The 13,698-nt window shown below is 65.2% G+C and carries 18 protein-coding genes and 1 pseudogene; 15 read left to right on the forward strand and 4 right to left on the reverse strand.

What is annotated here, in order from left to right; all coding sequences use genetic code 11:
* The 11 genes and pseudogenes from ACLPJJ_RS10170 to ACLPJJ_RS10220 all read left to right on the forward strand — a co-directional run.
* A pseudogene (locus ACLPJJ_RS10170) lies at nt 1-500 on the forward strand (phage portal protein); the annotation flags it as partial.
* A complete protein-coding gene (locus ACLPJJ_RS10175; protein ID WP_443590864.1) occupies nt 488-841 on the forward strand; it encodes a hypothetical protein in 354 nt (117 codons plus the stop codon). The pseudogene ACLPJJ_RS10170 and the gene ACLPJJ_RS10175, both read left to right, overlap by 13 nt.
* A complete protein-coding gene (locus tag ACLPJJ_RS10180) occupies nt 838-1,227 on the forward strand; it encodes a phage scaffolding protein (RefSeq protein ID WP_443590865.1) in 390 nt (129 codons plus the stop codon). Before ACLPJJ_RS10175 ends, ACLPJJ_RS10180 begins: the two co-directional genes overlap by 4 nt.
* A gap of 225 nt (nt 1,228-1,452) precedes the next feature.
* The gene (locus tag ACLPJJ_RS10185; protein ID WP_443590866.1) at nt 1,453-2,679 is read left to right on the forward strand and encodes a DUF4043 domain-containing protein; all 1,227 of its coding nucleotides are present in this window, start codon (nt 1,453-1,455) and stop codon (nt 2,677-2,679) included.
* Nucleotides 2,643-4,079, forward strand: coding sequence for a hypothetical protein (locus tag ACLPJJ_RS10190; RefSeq protein WP_443590867.1), 1,437 nt, complete (start codon nt 2,643-2,645; stop codon nt 4,077-4,079). Before ACLPJJ_RS10185 ends, ACLPJJ_RS10190 begins: the two co-directional genes overlap by 37 nt.
* Before the next feature lie 3 nt (nt 4,080-4,082).
* Nucleotides 4,083-6,227: a hypothetical protein gene (locus tag ACLPJJ_RS10195; protein ID WP_443590868.1), complete on the forward strand. Its 2,145-nt coding sequence runs from the start codon at nt 4,083-4,085 to the stop codon at nt 6,225-6,227.
* 9 nt (nt 6,228-6,236) lie between these two features.
* Entirely contained in the window at nt 6,237-6,563 is a 327-nt protein-coding gene (locus tag ACLPJJ_RS10200) for a hypothetical protein (RefSeq protein ID WP_443590869.1), read from the forward strand.
* Nucleotides 6,556-7,068 (forward strand): glycoside hydrolase family 108 protein, encoded by a 513-nt coding sequence (locus ACLPJJ_RS10205; protein ID WP_443590870.1) that lies wholly within the window; start codon nt 6,556-6,558, stop codon nt 7,066-7,068. The genes ACLPJJ_RS10200 and ACLPJJ_RS10205 overlap by 8 nt, the downstream gene beginning before the upstream one ends.
* A 10-nt stretch (nt 7,069-7,078) precedes the next feature.
* Nucleotides 7,079-7,390, forward strand: coding sequence for a hypothetical protein (locus ACLPJJ_RS10210; protein WP_443590871.1), 312 nt, complete (start codon nt 7,079-7,081; stop codon nt 7,388-7,390).
* A 48-nt stretch (nt 7,391-7,438) separates the two neighbouring features.
* Entirely contained in the window at nt 7,439-7,750 is a 312-nt protein-coding gene (locus ACLPJJ_RS10215) for a hypothetical protein (protein ID WP_443590872.1), read from the forward strand.
* A 13-nt stretch (nt 7,751-7,763) separates the two neighbouring features.
* Complete coding sequence (locus ACLPJJ_RS10220) at nt 7,764-8,537, forward strand: hypothetical protein (RefSeq protein ID WP_443590873.1); 774 nt, start codon at nt 7,764-7,766, stop codon at nt 8,535-8,537.
* Here the strand turns inward: ACLPJJ_RS10220 and ACLPJJ_RS10225 are convergent.
* Nucleotides 8,521-9,069 carry a regulatory protein RecX gene (locus ACLPJJ_RS10225; protein WP_443590874.1) on the reverse strand — a complete coding sequence of 183 codons (549 nt, stop codon included), beginning with the start codon at nt 9,067-9,069 and terminating at the stop codon, nt 8,521-8,523. The two genes, ACLPJJ_RS10220 and ACLPJJ_RS10225, sit on opposite strands and share 17 nt — an antisense overlap.
* Nucleotides 9,070-9,240: 171 nt before the next feature.
* On the opposite strand from ACLPJJ_RS10225, the gene rpmI reads away from it, so the two are divergent.
* From rpmI to ACLPJJ_RS10240, 3 genes are all read left to right on the forward strand, one after another.
* On the forward strand, nt 9,241-9,444 hold the full coding sequence (gene rpmI, locus ACLPJJ_RS10230; protein WP_297369541.1) for a 50S ribosomal protein L35: 204 nt from the start codon (nt 9,241-9,243) through the stop codon (nt 9,442-9,444).
* 16 nt (nt 9,445-9,460) lie between these two features.
* Nucleotides 9,461-9,829 carry a 50S ribosomal protein L20 gene (rplT, locus tag ACLPJJ_RS10235; protein WP_443590875.1) on the forward strand — a complete coding sequence of 123 codons (369 nt, stop codon included), beginning with the start codon at nt 9,461-9,463 and terminating at the stop codon, nt 9,827-9,829.
* A gap of 74 nt (nt 9,830-9,903) precedes the next feature.
* Nucleotides 9,904-10,791, forward strand: coding sequence for an EcsC family protein (locus ACLPJJ_RS10240; RefSeq protein WP_443590876.1), 888 nt, complete (start codon nt 9,904-9,906; stop codon nt 10,789-10,791).
* A 25-nt stretch (nt 10,792-10,816) separates the two neighbouring features.
* Here the strand turns inward: ACLPJJ_RS10240 and ACLPJJ_RS10245 are convergent, their stop codons facing one another.
* Together ACLPJJ_RS10245 and ACLPJJ_RS10250 are read right to left on the reverse strand one after the other, a co-directional pair.
* Nucleotides 10,817-11,182, reverse strand: a complete 366-nt coding sequence (locus ACLPJJ_RS10245; protein ID WP_443590877.1) for an FKBP-type peptidyl-prolyl cis-trans isomerase — start codon at nt 11,180-11,182, stop codon at nt 10,817-10,819.
* 61 nt (nt 11,183-11,243) lie between these two features.
* Nucleotides 11,244-11,636, reverse strand: coding sequence for a hypothetical protein (locus ACLPJJ_RS10250; RefSeq protein ID WP_443590878.1), 393 nt, complete (start codon nt 11,634-11,636; stop codon nt 11,244-11,246).
* 212 nt (nt 11,637-11,848) lie between these two features.
* Here ACLPJJ_RS10250 and ACLPJJ_RS10255 point away from each other — a divergent pair, with 212 nt between their 5' ends.
* A complete protein-coding gene (locus ACLPJJ_RS10255; protein ID WP_443590879.1) occupies nt 11,849-13,051 on the forward strand; it encodes a pyridoxal phosphate-dependent aminotransferase in 1,203 nt (400 codons plus the stop codon).
* A gap of 9 nt (nt 13,052-13,060) precedes the next feature.
* On the opposite strand, the gene nth is transcribed toward ACLPJJ_RS10255, so the two are convergent.
* Nucleotides 13,061-13,698: endonuclease III (gene nth / locus ACLPJJ_RS10260; RefSeq protein ID WP_443590880.1), on the reverse strand; the 638-nt coding region annotated here is incomplete at its 5' end.

Consider the following 13,698-nt stretch of genomic DNA (forward strand, 5'->3'; position numbering starts at 1 on the left):
TGTGCCGGGTGGTGGTGGAGGATTCCGTGGCGCTGCTGTTCAGCGCTGGGCATTTTCCGGCGATCGAGGCTGATGATCCGGCGCTGGTGCGGTGCTTGCAGGATGTCACCGCGGAATCGCGGTTGAACGAGGTAATGATCGATGCGGCGATCCGGGGCTCGGTTGGCTCGGTGGCGGTGCTGTTCCGCGTGCTGCAGGGGCGGGTGTTCTTCTCGGTGCTGGAGAGCCTGTATCTGACGCCGGTATGGAGTGCCGCGGCCCCTGATACGCTGGCGCAGGTGACGGAGCGCTACAAGGTGAGTGGCGCCGACCTCGTCGCGCAGGGCTATGACAATATCGATGCGCAATCGATGTACTGGTTCCAGCGCATCTGGGATACGGAAGCAGAGACCTGGTATCTTCCCTGGGCGGTGAATGATCCGCTGGGCGGGCCCGTGAAGGATGAGCAGCGCAGCGTGACGCATGGGCTGGGCTTCGTGCCGGTGGTGTGGATCCGCTGAACCAGGGGTTGATCTGGCTGGCGGATAATCTGCGGATATCCTACGGCGATGGCGGGATTCTGCCGCTGATGAAGATGGTGGCGCGGGCCTCGCGGAAATTCCCGCTGACGGTGATGGGCGAACGCGTGCCGCCGCTGGATGTGACGCAGCGGCTGAAGCTGCGCTGGCCGCGCTGGTATCCGCTCTCGGCCGATGACCGGCTGAAGGAGGCGCAGGCGGTTTCGGCGCTGGTGAACGCGGGGCAGCTCTCGCGCGAGACAGCGGTGAAAACCGTGGCCGCGGCGCATAGGATTACGGATGTGGAAGCGGAGTTGGAAGCCATTGACCAGGATGCGCAATGACTGAGAAAAACGAAAACACAGAGGATTGGCGCGAGCGTGCCGAAAGTGCTGAGGCGGCGCTAAGCCAGATGCAGGCGGAGATGGCTGCCCGGGTGGCGCGCGCCGAGCTGAAGGCGGAGGCCGTGCGGGCCGGGATGATCGACCTCGACGGGTTGAAGCTGATTGATGCCGCATCGATACGGCTCAACCAGAATGGCGAGATCGAGGATGCGGCGAGCCTGCTGGCGCGGATGAAGCGGGAGAAGCCGTGGCTGTTCGGGGCGGGGGCGTCGTCCTCGGCGGCGGCGAACCCGCCCAGGCCGGAGCCGCCGCGCACACGGCATGCCAATGAGCTGAGCCATGAGGAATGGCTGAGCGCCAGGGCCGCGCTGATCCGCCGCCGCTGAAGTTTACTCTGGCGGCTGCCTAGCCGTGCATTTATGCGCTTCGGTGCTCACGTACTCCAACGTACGCTCCGCTCCGATGCTCGAAATGCACGACTATTCAGCTCACCAGAGCGACTTTTGAAATATTAGAAAATAACTCGTTACAAGTTGCGTCTGAAAAGCCGGCCATGGGGCGCACCCGTTGCTGGATGATGAGTCATGCTCAAACAGAGGAATGTATAGAGGATGGGTATTCAGAATTTCCCAGCTGCGCTGCAGCCGATTATTCAACAGGGTTTTCTTGAGCGGGAGTTCGAGCAGGCGCTGACATCGCGCCTCGGCTACCGGCTGATCGCCGACCGTGAGGAATTCGCGGTGGGGATCGGTGAGACGCTGACCAAGACCCGCGCCGGGCTGAAGCCGAGCGTGACCACGCCGCTGGCCGCTTCGTCCAACACCAACCTGGACAACGGGCTCGCCTCCACCAACTGGGGTGTGGAGCAGTACACGATCTCGCTGAACTTCTATGCCGCGACGCAGGACCTTAACATGGTGACCAGCCGTGTGGGCATTGCCTCGCAGTTCCTGCAGAATGCCGCGATTAACGGCGAGCAGGCCGCGCGCAGCCTGGATGAGTTGGCGCGCAATGCGCTGTTCGCGCCGTATTTCGGTGGCAATACCCGCGTGGTGACGACGCTTGCCGCTGCTGGTCCTGCCGTGGAGGTGGACGATGTTCGCGGCTTCCAGACTGTGTTCGTGAACGGCGTGCAGCAGGCTGTGTCCTCGACCTATCCGCTGACCGTGACCGTGGGTTCCAACGTGTACAGCATTGTCGGCGTAACGCCGGATGCGGTTAATGCCTCGACCGCGCCCAGTGGTATTTCCGGCCAGCTGCTGTTTGCCAGCAATGTGACCGTGGCCGATGGCACCGCGGGCAATGCCGTGCAGGCGGCGACCGCGAGTTCCATCGTGCGCCCGGCCAGCCGTGGCAATACCGCCGCGCTGCAGGCCACCGATACGCTGACCATGAGCAATCTGCTCGATGCCGTGGCGCTGCTGCGCCGCAATGCCGTGCCGCTGGTGGACGGGCTGTATAATTGTTATCTCGACCCGATTTCCGCGCGGCAGCTGTTCTCCGATCCGGATTTCAAGCAGCTGTTCCAGGGCAGCACCTCGGCCAACCCGGTGTTCCGCCAGGGCATGGTGAGCGACTTCCTCGGCCTGCGCTTTATTACCACCACCGAGGCCTATGTGCAGAGCCATCCGAGCATTGGCGGGCTTTATGTGCGCCGGCCGATCGTGTGCGGGCAGGGTGCGCTGATCGAGGGTGATTTCGCGGGTATGGCCGCCGATGATGTGGCGCCGAAGGACAGCCTGGTGCAGGTCATCGATGGCGTGGCGATGGTAATACGCTCAGTGTACAGAGTTTCGGCGCGGTGTGGACCTATGTGCAGAACAAGCTGCCGGGCGTGAAGCCGAAGGTGGTGGAGCTGACCGCCAACACTGTGCTGGACACCACCGACCATAATAACCGCGTGCTGGTGGCCAGCGCGCCGATTACGCTGAGCGCGAACTTCGCCAATATGGGCTCGGGATTTTCCTGCACGCTGATCAATCTGGCTGCCGGGCCCGTGACCATGGGGACCGGCATCACCTCTGGCTCCGGCTCCACGACGCTGCCGCCGGGTGCCGCGACCGAGTTGCTGGGGCTGAGCTACTCCGGCGGCTCGCTGGTATGGTGGAGCGGCGTAGTGCCGAATGCGCCGACGATCACGGTGGGGACGATCAGCCCCCCTGTGCTCAATACGGCGTTCATCGTGAGCGGCGGCATCTTCAATGACGCTCCGACGGCGCTGGATTATTCCATCGATGGCGGCAGCACCTGGGTTGCCGTGCCGAACCCGGTGATCACTACGAACGCCTACAGTTTTACCGCCGCGGGACTTCCGGCGGGGAGCTATGCGGTCCGCGTTCGCAACCATAACAACCCTGCGATTATGGGCGTGTCCAACAGCTTCACGGTGGCGGCGCCGACGATTACGCTGGGCAGCGTGCCGGCGAGCGTGATGGTGAACAGTGCGATCGCGCTTTCCGGCACGGTGTCTCCCGCCAACAGCGCGGTGCAGGTGGGGCTCTCGGCCAGCGGTACCACGGCGCCTTCTGCCTGGGTGAACGCGGTGACCGACAATGGCGCCTGGACCGCGAGTCTGATGCCGACGGTTGCGGGCACATATTACGTGTGGGCGCAGCAGGATACGGATACTGCGGTGCAGGCGGTGTCCTCGGCGGTGAACGCGGTGGCGGCGACGCTGAGTGTGAGCGCGCCCGCTACCGGAACTGCCGGGACCGCCCTGGCGGTGACGGGCAGTGTGAGCCCGGCGGCCGATGTGGTGAACGTGGTGCTGGATGTTCAGAACACGGCGGCGCCGAGTTCCGGCTGGATGGCGGCGCCGAATGCGAGCGGCAGCTTCTCCGCTTCGCTCACGCCGAGCGCGGCCGGGACCTATTACGTTTGGGCGCAGGACCCGGCGAGCGGCCTGACCGCCGTCTCCGCCGCGATTACCGTGGCGGCGGCGCCCAGCGTTGTCTATGGCTTCAACAATCCGGGCGGCAGCTATGTGCATGGCGTGAGCACGATTCCGCTGAACGGCTCGGTGACGCCGGCACAGAGCGTGGCGACGCAGGTGGCGCTCTCTACGTCCAACACCGTTGTGCCCAGCTCCGGCTGGCAGGCAGCGTCGATCATCTACTCCAACTCGCTGTGGGCAGTTTACTACAACACGCCTGCCACGGCCGGGAACTATTATGTGTGGGTGCAGACTGCGGCGGGTACCGATTCCGCTGTCAGCAGCTTCGCCGTCAAGGTGACCTAGCCAATGGCCATGTTGTTCAACATACCTGGCTCGCCGCTGGCGGCCGGGCTGGGCATGCGCGTGCTCGCCGGACCGCTACCCGCAGGGAGCGCGCCGCCGGAAGGGTTGTTCACCGGGCCGTATCCGTCCGCGATCAGCGGGATCTCGGGCTGGTGGGATGCGGGGCTGCCGGGCGGGCTGCTGGATGTAAGCGGTGCTGCGATGCTGGCGAGCAATGGCGTTGTCGGTGCGGTGAAGGACAAGTCCAGCAACGGCAACAACCTGATGCCGTACCACATTGCCGCGGATACCGCGCCGGCCGCTACCATCGCAGCACCTCGGGTGAACGGGTATCTCGGGGCGGTGGGCGCGCCGGATGCGGCCATCGTGAATTACGGGCCGAGCCTGGACCCGGATTGGGGGCTGGCGCATCCGGGGCTGGAGCTGGGTTCGGGTGCTGCCTGGACGCGGTACCTGGTGTGGACGCGGCCGAACTGGCGGCAGGGAACGTATTACGTCAATAACCAGCCGATCCCGCTGATCCACACCACTGCTGGCGCTGGCGCGATGATCCTGCAGGCGGATAGCGCCGAGGGAGCGAACCTTACGCTGTTTCCCGGCACCGCGAGCCAAACCGTGCTGTCCTCCACACTGGCGAGGCGGCACAGCCATGCGGTGATTTTGCGTAACACGCCGGGCAGTGGCGTGGATGTGTGGCTGGATGGCGTGCAAGTGGCGGCTGGCGTGGCCAATCCGCTGGCGGCCAGTGCCAACGCGCAGGTGCTGTTTTTGCATGACGGCAGCATTCAGGGTTCGGCGCAATGCTGGTTCCATGAGGCGGCGGCATGGGAACGCGCGCTGAGCGCAGGGGAGATCACGACGTTGATCGCGGCGCAGGCGCGCTGGGTGCTGGGGACGAGGCGGGGCGTGAACCTGCTGGTCATGGGCCAGTCCAACGCCGCCTGGTTTATTGCCGCCGGGGGCGCGCTGGCGCTGGCGCAGGGTGTGGCCTGGTATTTGGGCGCCGCGGCCTATGGATACACGGCGGCGGAATCCGGCACGTATTTGTCACCGAACCGGTATTCGGTGATTCCTGGGCATCCGATCTCCAACTCCTCGCCGCCGCTGTTTCCGCCAGGGAGTTCGGGCGGCACGTTCCTGACCAATCCGGGGGATGGGTCTGATCCCTCCACCTGGGCGGCGGGGCCGGACTTCGCGGCGCTGAGTGCGTATCTGACCGGCAGCAGCGCGGTTGTGAGCGCGGTGGATGAGAGCGACATCGCGTTTCTCGTCTGGCCGTGGTCAGAGCAGGACAGCACCATGCCCTACGCGAACAAGGCGCTGTACGAGAGCAGTGTGCTGCAACTGCTCTCGATGACGCGGAGCCTGCTTGGGCGCACAGCGGCTAATCTGCCACTGCTGGCCTGGAATGCGATTCCGTACGAGACCAATGACGGCGTGCAGATGGTGCGCGAGTCCATCGCCGGTCTGGCAGCGGACGCGGGCAACAACATTGTGGTGTTTGCAGTGCAGACGGCGGATTCCAACCCGCTCAATGCGTCTTACGATCCGGCCACGGGGCTATTTTCCGGGGGCGATCCGGAGCATCGCGATGAGCCCGACTTGCTGCGCTATGGGCGGATCGGCGCGCATGCTGCCGGGAGGGCCGCGCTGGCGATGGGGCTGAGCGATACGATTCCGGCGGTCCAGGCGCCTGCTAGCGGATTGCCGATGCAGGGCGGGCCGCAGATTACGCATGTTTACCGCGAATCCGATACGGAACTGATTTTAACGGTTGCGCATGATGCGGGGAATGATCTGCTGGTGCCGCTGCAGGCGGCGAACGGTGCGGGCTTTGCGGTGATGGATGGCGGCTCGGTGGCAACGCCGGGCACGATCATCACCGGCACGGCGGCATCACGGGTGGATGCGACGCATCTGGCCGTGACCATGGCGGCGCCGATTACCAATCCGTCCGCCGAGGTGCTGTTTTTCTATCCGTATGGCAGCACGCAGATCGGCCGCGGCAATGCGGTGGCCGACAACGCCGCCAGCCAGACCCCGCCCGCGAACTGGAGCATCGGTAATGATCTCGGCTCCGCCTGGAATGTCAATTTCCCGCTCCAGGCCACGAGTTATCCGATCACGCTGTCTGACACGCCAGACTGAGGAACCAATATGGACACAGACAATGTTGCCCTGCTGCGTACGGACATAGCGGGACTTCGTAACGATATAAGCGGCATAAGGCAGGATATCGGAATCCTGGAGGCCAAGGCCGATTCACTCGAAACCTGGCGGGTTCTGTATCTGGCCCAGGAAGATCTGGTCATCGGCAAGCTGTTTGGAAAAATCGATGAGCTGGTCACGGGATTAAGCGATATGAGGGCGGATTTGGCGCGAATGCGCGGTGAGCGAGATGCGGAGCGGCGGATCAGCATGATGATCATCAGTGTGCTTTCCGCCGTGTGCGGCGGGCTGTGCGCGAGGCTGTTCCATGGATAATTTTGCCAGATGCTTCGCCTTCACCCTGGGGGCTGAGGGCGGCTACACCGACAACCCCGCGGACCCGGGCAACTGGACCGGGGGCACCGTGGGCCGTGGCGCGTTGCGCGGCACCAAGTACGGGATCAGCACGGCGGCGTATCCAGCGCTGGATATCGCCAACCTTTCAGAGGACGAGGCGCAGGCGATCTACCGCCGCGATTTCTACGCGCCGCTGCATGGCGATGAGCTGGCACTACCTGTGGCGATGGTGGCGTTCGACGCGGCGGTGAATGCCTGGCTGAGGCGCTCCGTGTGCTGGTTGCAACAGGCCGTGGGAGTACTGGCGGATGGCGTGCTGGGGCCGAAGACGCTGGCGGCGCTGAACAACATGGATGCGCTGGCGCTGGCGCGGGAAGCGCTCGCGCGGCGGCTGGATTTCTACAGCCGCGCGCCGGGCTGGGCGAATTTCAGCCTGGGCTGGACACGCCGGGTGATCGCCCTTGCCGGTGAGATTATTCACTGAGGAGACAAGAATGAATTCGATCAGGGCATTTTTGCAGTCGCCCACAAACCGGACGGGATTGGCGATCTGGCTGGGTACGGCGATGACCGCGGTGGTGCAGTATTTCGTGCTCAAGCAGACGCTGCCTTCCGAGGATTTTCTGGGGATTATTTTGGGCTTTGTGAAGATTGTTGAGCCTGAGACAGCGGTGACCGTGGCGCAGATGGAAACGGCGATCGCCGATGCCGCGCAGCTGATCAGGACGAAGAATCCCGCTGAGATCGAAGTGGTTGCGGCGGATATGGGCACGATCGCGGCCGGTGTGATGGACGGCCACGGTTGAGTGCCTGCCGTGCGGCGCGGATCGCCGCAGCGAAACGAGGAGTATGCCATGAGTGAGATTGCGAATATCGAAACCGGGTTGAACGCGGCGGCGGCGATTGGCGCGGCTGCCGGCGGGCCGATTGGCGCGGATGTTGCCGAGGGCTTGCAGGTTGGCGAGGCGGTGGTGAATTCGGTGGTGGCCAGCCAGTCGGCCCATGCCACCGCGCTGGATACGGCGACGACTGCCGCAAGCACCCTGGCCACTGCCGCCGAGCCGGTGCTGGCCACGCTGCCTGCCGCGGATGCCGCCAAGGCCAAGGCAGGGCTTGGCCTGTTGCAGGCGATCCTGGCTGATCTGAAGTCGATCTTCGGGCTGTAACGGGGCTGCCCGGATGGCGGAATTGACGGGCGAAGACTTTGCCCGCCTGGCGGGGTTGCGGGGCGCCCGGCCAGTCAGGCGCCATGGCGGGGCAGGGGTGACGGTGCAGGATCTGGCAATGCGGCTTGGCGCGCCGGGGATTGCGGGCATCGCCCCGGTTCTGCCCCGGCGCATGCCCTGCCCGGCGCGGCGTGCGGGCGAGGCGGAGGGTGGGGTTTTCCTTTCGCCAAGCCCAGCACAGGAGGCGGCCCTGACGGATGCGGCAAAGCGCGGCCCTGACGCGCAGGTACCGCCAGAGGGCTTCCGTTTTGTGCTGGCGGCGGCACGGCGGGAGGCGGCGCAATCCCGCGACCGGCGGGCGAGGGAGCGCGTGGCCACCTATCTTCCGCCACGGGGCGAGGAGGCGTTGCGGCAAGTCTTTGCCCCGGTGCGGCGCAACCTGCCCGCCAGCCCGCCGGATTTGCTTCGCGGCCAACAGGCCATGGGATGGCCGGAGTTTGCGCTGCCGGCTGTCCGGCTTGCGCAGACGATGCCGGGATGGAGGGGGCGCGGTCCGATCTCTCAGGCCTTCGCCACGGAAGTAGGGCGCGGCGTTGAGCCGGGCGCTGGGTCCAGCGAGAAGCTCAACCCGCCCGTGGCCCGGCCCGCCGGACGGGCGGAGGGGGAGGATCTGGCACAGGCGTTGCGGGCATATTTCTTCCGCCAGTCGCGCTTGCCGCCGGCGGGTGGCACCGGGTTTGACCCGCGCCTCACCCCTGCCTGGGCGGGGGTTAAAATTCCGGGCTAGCGGAGAGGCTCTTGATTAGGACCTCGGCGTGCTCGCGGTCCAGCGCCAAGGCGCGGCGGGCGGTGCTTTGGGCGAAGCCGCCCCGGGCCATGGCCGCGAGGACCTTCTGCTCCGGCGCATCGCCGAAGGGCCCGGCGCGGCGGCGGCGCAAATAGGCGCAGGCGGCGGCAAGTTCGCGCTCCGGGTCATCAGGCAGGGTGGGGGCCTTCACGCCCTTGGCCGCCAGATGCGCCAGCGTGGCGCGGCGCGACTTGCCCTCCCGCGTCAGGCGCTTGGCGCGGGAGGCGGCGAAGGCTTCGTCGTTCAACGCGCCCAGCTCCTTGAGCCGCGCCAGCACGCCGGGGATTTCTGCCTTGGCACGGCGCAGGGCGCGGGCGGTCTCCTCCGGCTCGGCGTCTTCCTGCGCGCGGCTCCAGCGCTCCACCCTGCGTGCCAGCACGCGGGCGAGACTGGCCTCGGTGGCGGCGTAGCGCGCCATGTGGTTCAGTGCTGCCTCGTATAGTAAAGCCGCGTCAGGTGGTTTGCCTGCCATGCGCGGAATCTGCCTGCATCTGAGTCTCTTGTCACGCGGCGGAACTCGCCTTATACGGCCCGCTTCACCGTAAAACGTGATGCGCGCGTGTCCGGGCCATTAGGCATGCCTGGCCGCCGCCCCGATATCCGGGACCCCCGTGCGAACGGGTTGTAGCGACAGGAGACCAAAATGCCGAAGCTTAAGACCAAGTCAGCGGTCAAGAAGCGCTTCAAGATCACCGCCACGGGCAAGGTTCTCGCCGGCCCGGGCAAGAAGCGCCATAACCTTTATGCCCGCAGCCAGAAGGCCAAGCGCCAGAACCGCGGCAGCCAAGTCCTTACCCATGCTGACGGCCTGACCGTGAAGCAGTGGGCCCCGTACGGTCTGGAATAAGGGAAGAGGATAGAAAATGGCACGTGTGAAACGCGGCGTTACCACCCACGCCCGCCACAAGAAGGTTCTGGGACTGTCGAAGGGCTATGTTGGCCGTTCGTCGACCAATTATCGCATCGCGATGGAGCGCCTGGAAAAGGCCCTGCGCTATGCTTACCGCGACCGCCGGGTGAAGAAGCGCGAGTTCCGCTCGCTCTGGATCCAGCGTATTAATGCCGCAGTGCGTGAACATGGCCTCACCTACAGCCAGTTCATCTACGGCCTGAAGCAGGCCGGGCTGGAGCTGGACCGCAAGGTGCTCTCGGCCATTGCTTTTGATGACCCCGCGTCCTTCGCGGAGATCGTGCAGGCGGTGAAGGGCGTTTCCGCCGCCGCCGCGGAATAATTTTCCGTAAACTTCACTTGTCTCATGTCCGGGCGGCGGTGCATCCTCCCCCGGACATGAAGACTTATGCCCCCATGCCAGACAATCTGGCAGATCAGGCCTCTTTCCTTACCCCACACGAGCAGGAACAGCTCTGGCGCGCTGCCGTCATAATGGCGGATTCGCGCGGTGTTCTGCTGCGTTTGGCCGGCGTGTTCGGCCGCCGTATCGAGGCGCTGCGCGCGAGCGTGGCTCAGACCGGCGAGCGCCTGGGCGGCGCGGCGTGGACCGGCCTCATCCAGCGCGTGCAGGATACGGTGGAGGATACGCTCTGGTCCAGCTACCGCTACGCCACCTTCGGGCTGGAGGCGGTGCCGCATCTGGCCCGGCCGAAAGCCCCACGCAACAATCCGCTTCATCGCCTCGCCACCACGGCGAGTGGCGCCGCTTCTGGCTTTGTCGGCCTGCCGGGCGTGCTGTTCGACATTCCCTTCACCACCACCACCATTCTACGCTCGATCGCTGAGGTCGCGCGGGATTCCGGCGAGGATCTGGCTGAGGAGGACACGCGCCGGGCTTGTCTGCAGGTGCTCGCCTTCGGCGGGCCTGGCACGGCGGATGACGATGTGGAAACTGGCTACTGGGCGACGCGCCTGGGCGTGAACCACCTGACGGTGAACCTGCTGATCAGCAACGCGGCCAGCCAGCTCGGGATCACCCTGTCGGAGAAATTCCTGGCCCAGGCGGTACCGGTCGCGGGGGCGTTGGCGGGCGCTGCGCTCAATTACGCCTTCACCGAATATTACCAGAACATGGCGCGGGTGCATTTCTGCCTGCGCGCGCTGGAGCGCCGCACGGGTGACCCGGCGGCGCTGCAGAACTGTTTTCAGGACATGGTGCGGCTGGCGCGTGAACGCCGGCGAGTGAGCCGCCGGCCTGGGACAGAGGCGCCGGTGAAATACCTGCCGCGCACGACCCGGTAAGAGCCGCGCGGCGGCGCTATTCGGGTTACTTGAAGGAAATCAGCTCGACGTCGAACATCAGCGTCGCGCCGGGGGGGATAACGCTGCCCGCGCCGCGCTGGCCGTAGCCGTGCTCGGGCGGCAGGATCAGGGTGCGCTGGCCGCCGGCCTGCATGGTGGATACGCCGATATCCCAGCCGGAGATCACCTGGCCCACGCCCAGCTTGAAGGTGAAGGGCTGCCCGCGGTCGCGCGAGGAGTCAAACTTCTTGCCCTTGGCGCCGTTCTCATACAGCCAGCCGGTATAATGCACGGTCACCATCTGGCCTTTCTTCGGCGTATCGCCGGTGCCCGCCACATGGTCCTGGTACTGCACGCCGGACGGCAGGGTGACGATATCGCTTTCGGCCATTTTTCAATCCTTTACGCAATTGCATCCAGGGAGACCGGCTGGCCTCCCCGGCGCGTTATACTTAGTTCTTGGCCTCGTGGTAGCCAGCAGCGTCGGCATCGGCCTTGCAGACATAGGCGCCGTGCTTGGTCTTGCCGAAATACTTGGAGGTGCTGGTGTGGTAGGTCTTGCTCTTGGAGAGGGTGCTCCACACCACGGTGTCGCTCGGGCAGTGCGCCGTGGCTTCAGCCTGGGTCTTGAACTCGCTGGTCTTGGCCAGCTCGGTGGGCTTCATGGCCGGAGCAGCCGGCTTGGCAGCCGGGGCAGCCATGGCGGGAGCCTGAGCGGCCGGCGCCATGGTGGAGTTGGGCATCGGGGCCATCGTGCCGCCGGTGCTGGTCTGCGCAAAGGCAACCGGGGCGAAGCCCAGGGCGCATGCGAAGGTGAAAACCGGCAGATGCTTGGTGAACTTCATCTCTTCTCTTCTCCTGCAGTAACGCCGCTCATCCAAAAGGCGGACGCTTGGTGTGTCGGGTTGCCACCACGGTTGTTACACTTGGCGACAGATAGCGCCTATGCTGATTTTGTTTGCGCCGCAAGCGGAGAGATTGGTCATCTCGTGATTTGCGTGCCGGGCGTGGCGGGTTTAGAAGGCGCCCGCCTTCAACTTCATCGAGACGTAACAAAATGACCCTGATCGCCGACCGGCTGAATCGCATCAGCCCCAGCCAGACCATCGCCATTTCCTCCAAGGCGCGGGCGCTGAAAGCCGCCGGCCGGGACATCATCAGCCTCTCCGCTGGCGAGCCGGATTTCGACACGCCCGCGCATATCAAGCAGGCCGCGATCGACGCGATCAATGCCGGTGACACCAAGTACACCGACGTCGCCGGCACCCCGGCGCTGCGCAAAGCTGTGGCCGCCAAGTTCCTGCGGGACTCCGGCATCGACTACAAGCCGGAGGAGGTCATCGTCTCCACCGGCGGCAAGCAGGTCATCTTCAACGCCATGCTGGCCACGGTGCAGGCGGGCGACGAGGTGATCATCCCCACCCCGTGCTGGGTCTCCTACCCGGATATCGTGGCCCTGGCCGAGGGCACCCCGGTCTTCGTGCCGTGCAGCCAGAACAGCGGCTTCAAGCTGCGCGCGGAGGACCTGGAAGCGGCGATCACGCCCAAGACCAAGTGGTTCTTCCTGAACTCCCCCAGCAACCCGACCGGCGCCGCCTATTCCGCCGAAGATCTGCGCCCGATCTGCGACGTGCTGCTGAAGCACCCCAACATCTGGGTCTTCACCGACGATATCTACGAAAAGCTGACCTATGACGGCTTCAAGCCGGCCACCATCGTGCAGGTGGAGCCCGCGCTGCGCAGCCGCACCATCACCATGAACGGTTGCTCCAAGGCCTATGCCATGACCGGCTGGCGCATCGGCTTCTGCGGCGCCCCGGTGGAGCTGATCAAGGCCATGGACAAGCTGCAGAGCCAGTCCACCTCCAACACCTCCTCCATCAGCCAGGCCGCCGCCGTGGCGGCGCTCAATGGCCCCGAGGACGCGCTGCACGAGATGACGAAGGTGTACAAGGAACGCCGGGACTTGGTTGTGGACATGCTGAACCAGGCCGAGGGCCTGACCTGCGCCAAGCCGGAAGGCGCGTTCTACGTGTTCCCGTCCATGCAGGGCTGCATCGGCAAGACCACGGCCAAGGGCGCGAAGATCAACAATGATGAAGACTTCGTCATCGCCCTGCTGGATGAGGAAGGTGTCGCCGCCGTGCATGGCTCGGCCTTCATCTATCCGGGGCATTTCCGCATCTCCTACGCCACCTCCACCGAGGCGCTGCGTGAGGCTTGCACCCGTATTCAGCGCTTCTGCGCCGCGCTCAAGTAAGGGCGGGCGTCACTTCGGCGGGGGTTTCTTCCCCGCCGGTACCGGCGTTTTATCCGGGTACGTGCAATAAGCCGCACCCGGGCAGCGCCAGCATTCGGGCGTACGCGCCTTGCACACGTAGCGCCCGTGCAGAATCAGCCAGAGATGCGCGGGCTTGAGCATATCCCTGGGGATGCGCTTGATCAGCTGATCCTCCACCGCGCGCGGCGTGGCCCCGGGGGCGATGCCGGTGCGGTTGCCCAGGCGGAAGATATGCGTGTCCACCGCCATGGTCGGCTGGCCAAAAACCTCGTTCAGCACCACATTCGCGGTCTTGCGGCCCACGCCGGGCAGAGCTTCCAGCGCCTCGCGCTCGCCGGGTACTTCGCCGCCATGGCGCTCCAGCAATAGCTGCGCCAGCGCCGCCACGTTCTTGGCCTTGGCGCTCCACAGCCCGATGGACTTGATGTAGGGCCCGATCCCCTCCGCCCCCAGCGCGGCCATCGCGGCTGCATTGGGTGCGGCCTTGAACAGCGCGGGTGTCACCTTGTTTACCGCCACGTCGGTCGTCTGGGCCGAGAGCACCACGGCGACAAGCAGCTGGAACGGGGTCTGGTAATGCAGCTCGGTTTTCGGGTCCGGGTTGCCAGCGGCGATGGCGGTGAGGA

The organism is Acidocella sp., from assembly GCF_052326845.1.
Taxonomy (GTDB): Bacteria; Pseudomonadota; Alphaproteobacteria; order Acetobacterales; family Acetobacteraceae; genus Acidocella.

Coding starts and splice junctions, on each gene's coding strand:
- rpmI (WP_297369541.1), top strand. CDS start 9,241: ATGCCGAAGCTTAAGACCAAGTCAGCGGTCAAGAAGCGCTTCAAGATC.
- ACLPJJ_RS10215 (WP_443590872.1), top strand. CDS start 7,439: ATGAGTGAGATTGCGAATATCGAAACCGGGTTGAACGCGGCGGCGGCG.
- ACLPJJ_RS10245 (WP_443590877.1), bottom strand. CDS start 11,182: ATGGCCGAAAGCGATATCGTCACCCTGCCGTCCGGCGTGCAGTACCAG.
- ACLPJJ_RS10195 (WP_443590868.1), top strand. CDS start 4,083: ATGGCCATGTTGTTCAACATACCTGGCTCGCCGCTGGCGGCCGGGCTG.
- ACLPJJ_RS10200 (WP_443590869.1), top strand. CDS start 6,237: ATGGACACAGACAATGTTGCCCTGCTGCGTACGGACATAGCGGGACTT.
- ACLPJJ_RS10240 (WP_443590876.1), top strand. CDS start 9,904: ATGCCAGACAATCTGGCAGATCAGGCCTCTTTCCTTACCCCACACGAG.
- ACLPJJ_RS10255 (WP_443590879.1), top strand. CDS start 11,849: ATGACCCTGATCGCCGACCGGCTGAATCGCATCAGCCCCAGCCAGACC.
- ACLPJJ_RS10180 (WP_443590865.1), top strand. CDS start 838: ATGACTGAGAAAAACGAAAACACAGAGGATTGGCGCGAGCGTGCCGAA.
- ACLPJJ_RS10220 (WP_443590873.1), top strand. CDS start 7,764: ATGGCGGAATTGACGGGCGAAGACTTTGCCCGCCTGGCGGGGTTGCGG.
- ACLPJJ_RS10210 (WP_443590871.1), top strand. CDS start 7,079: ATGAATTCGATCAGGGCATTTTTGCAGTCGCCCACAAACCGGACGGGA.
- rplT (WP_443590875.1), top strand. CDS start 9,461: ATGGCACGTGTGAAACGCGGCGTTACCACCCACGCCCGCCACAAGAAG.
- ACLPJJ_RS10225 (WP_443590874.1), bottom strand. CDS start 9,069: ATGGCAGGCAAACCACCTGACGCGGCTTTACTATACGAGGCAGCACTG.
- ACLPJJ_RS10205 (WP_443590870.1), top strand. CDS start 6,556: ATGGATAATTTTGCCAGATGCTTCGCCTTCACCCTGGGGGCTGAGGGC.
- ACLPJJ_RS10250 (WP_443590878.1), bottom strand. CDS start 11,636: ATGAAGTTCACCAAGCATCTGCCGGTTTTCACCTTCGCATGCGCCCTG.
- ACLPJJ_RS10185 (WP_443590866.1), top strand. CDS start 1,453: ATGGGTATTCAGAATTTCCCAGCTGCGCTGCAGCCGATTATTCAACAG.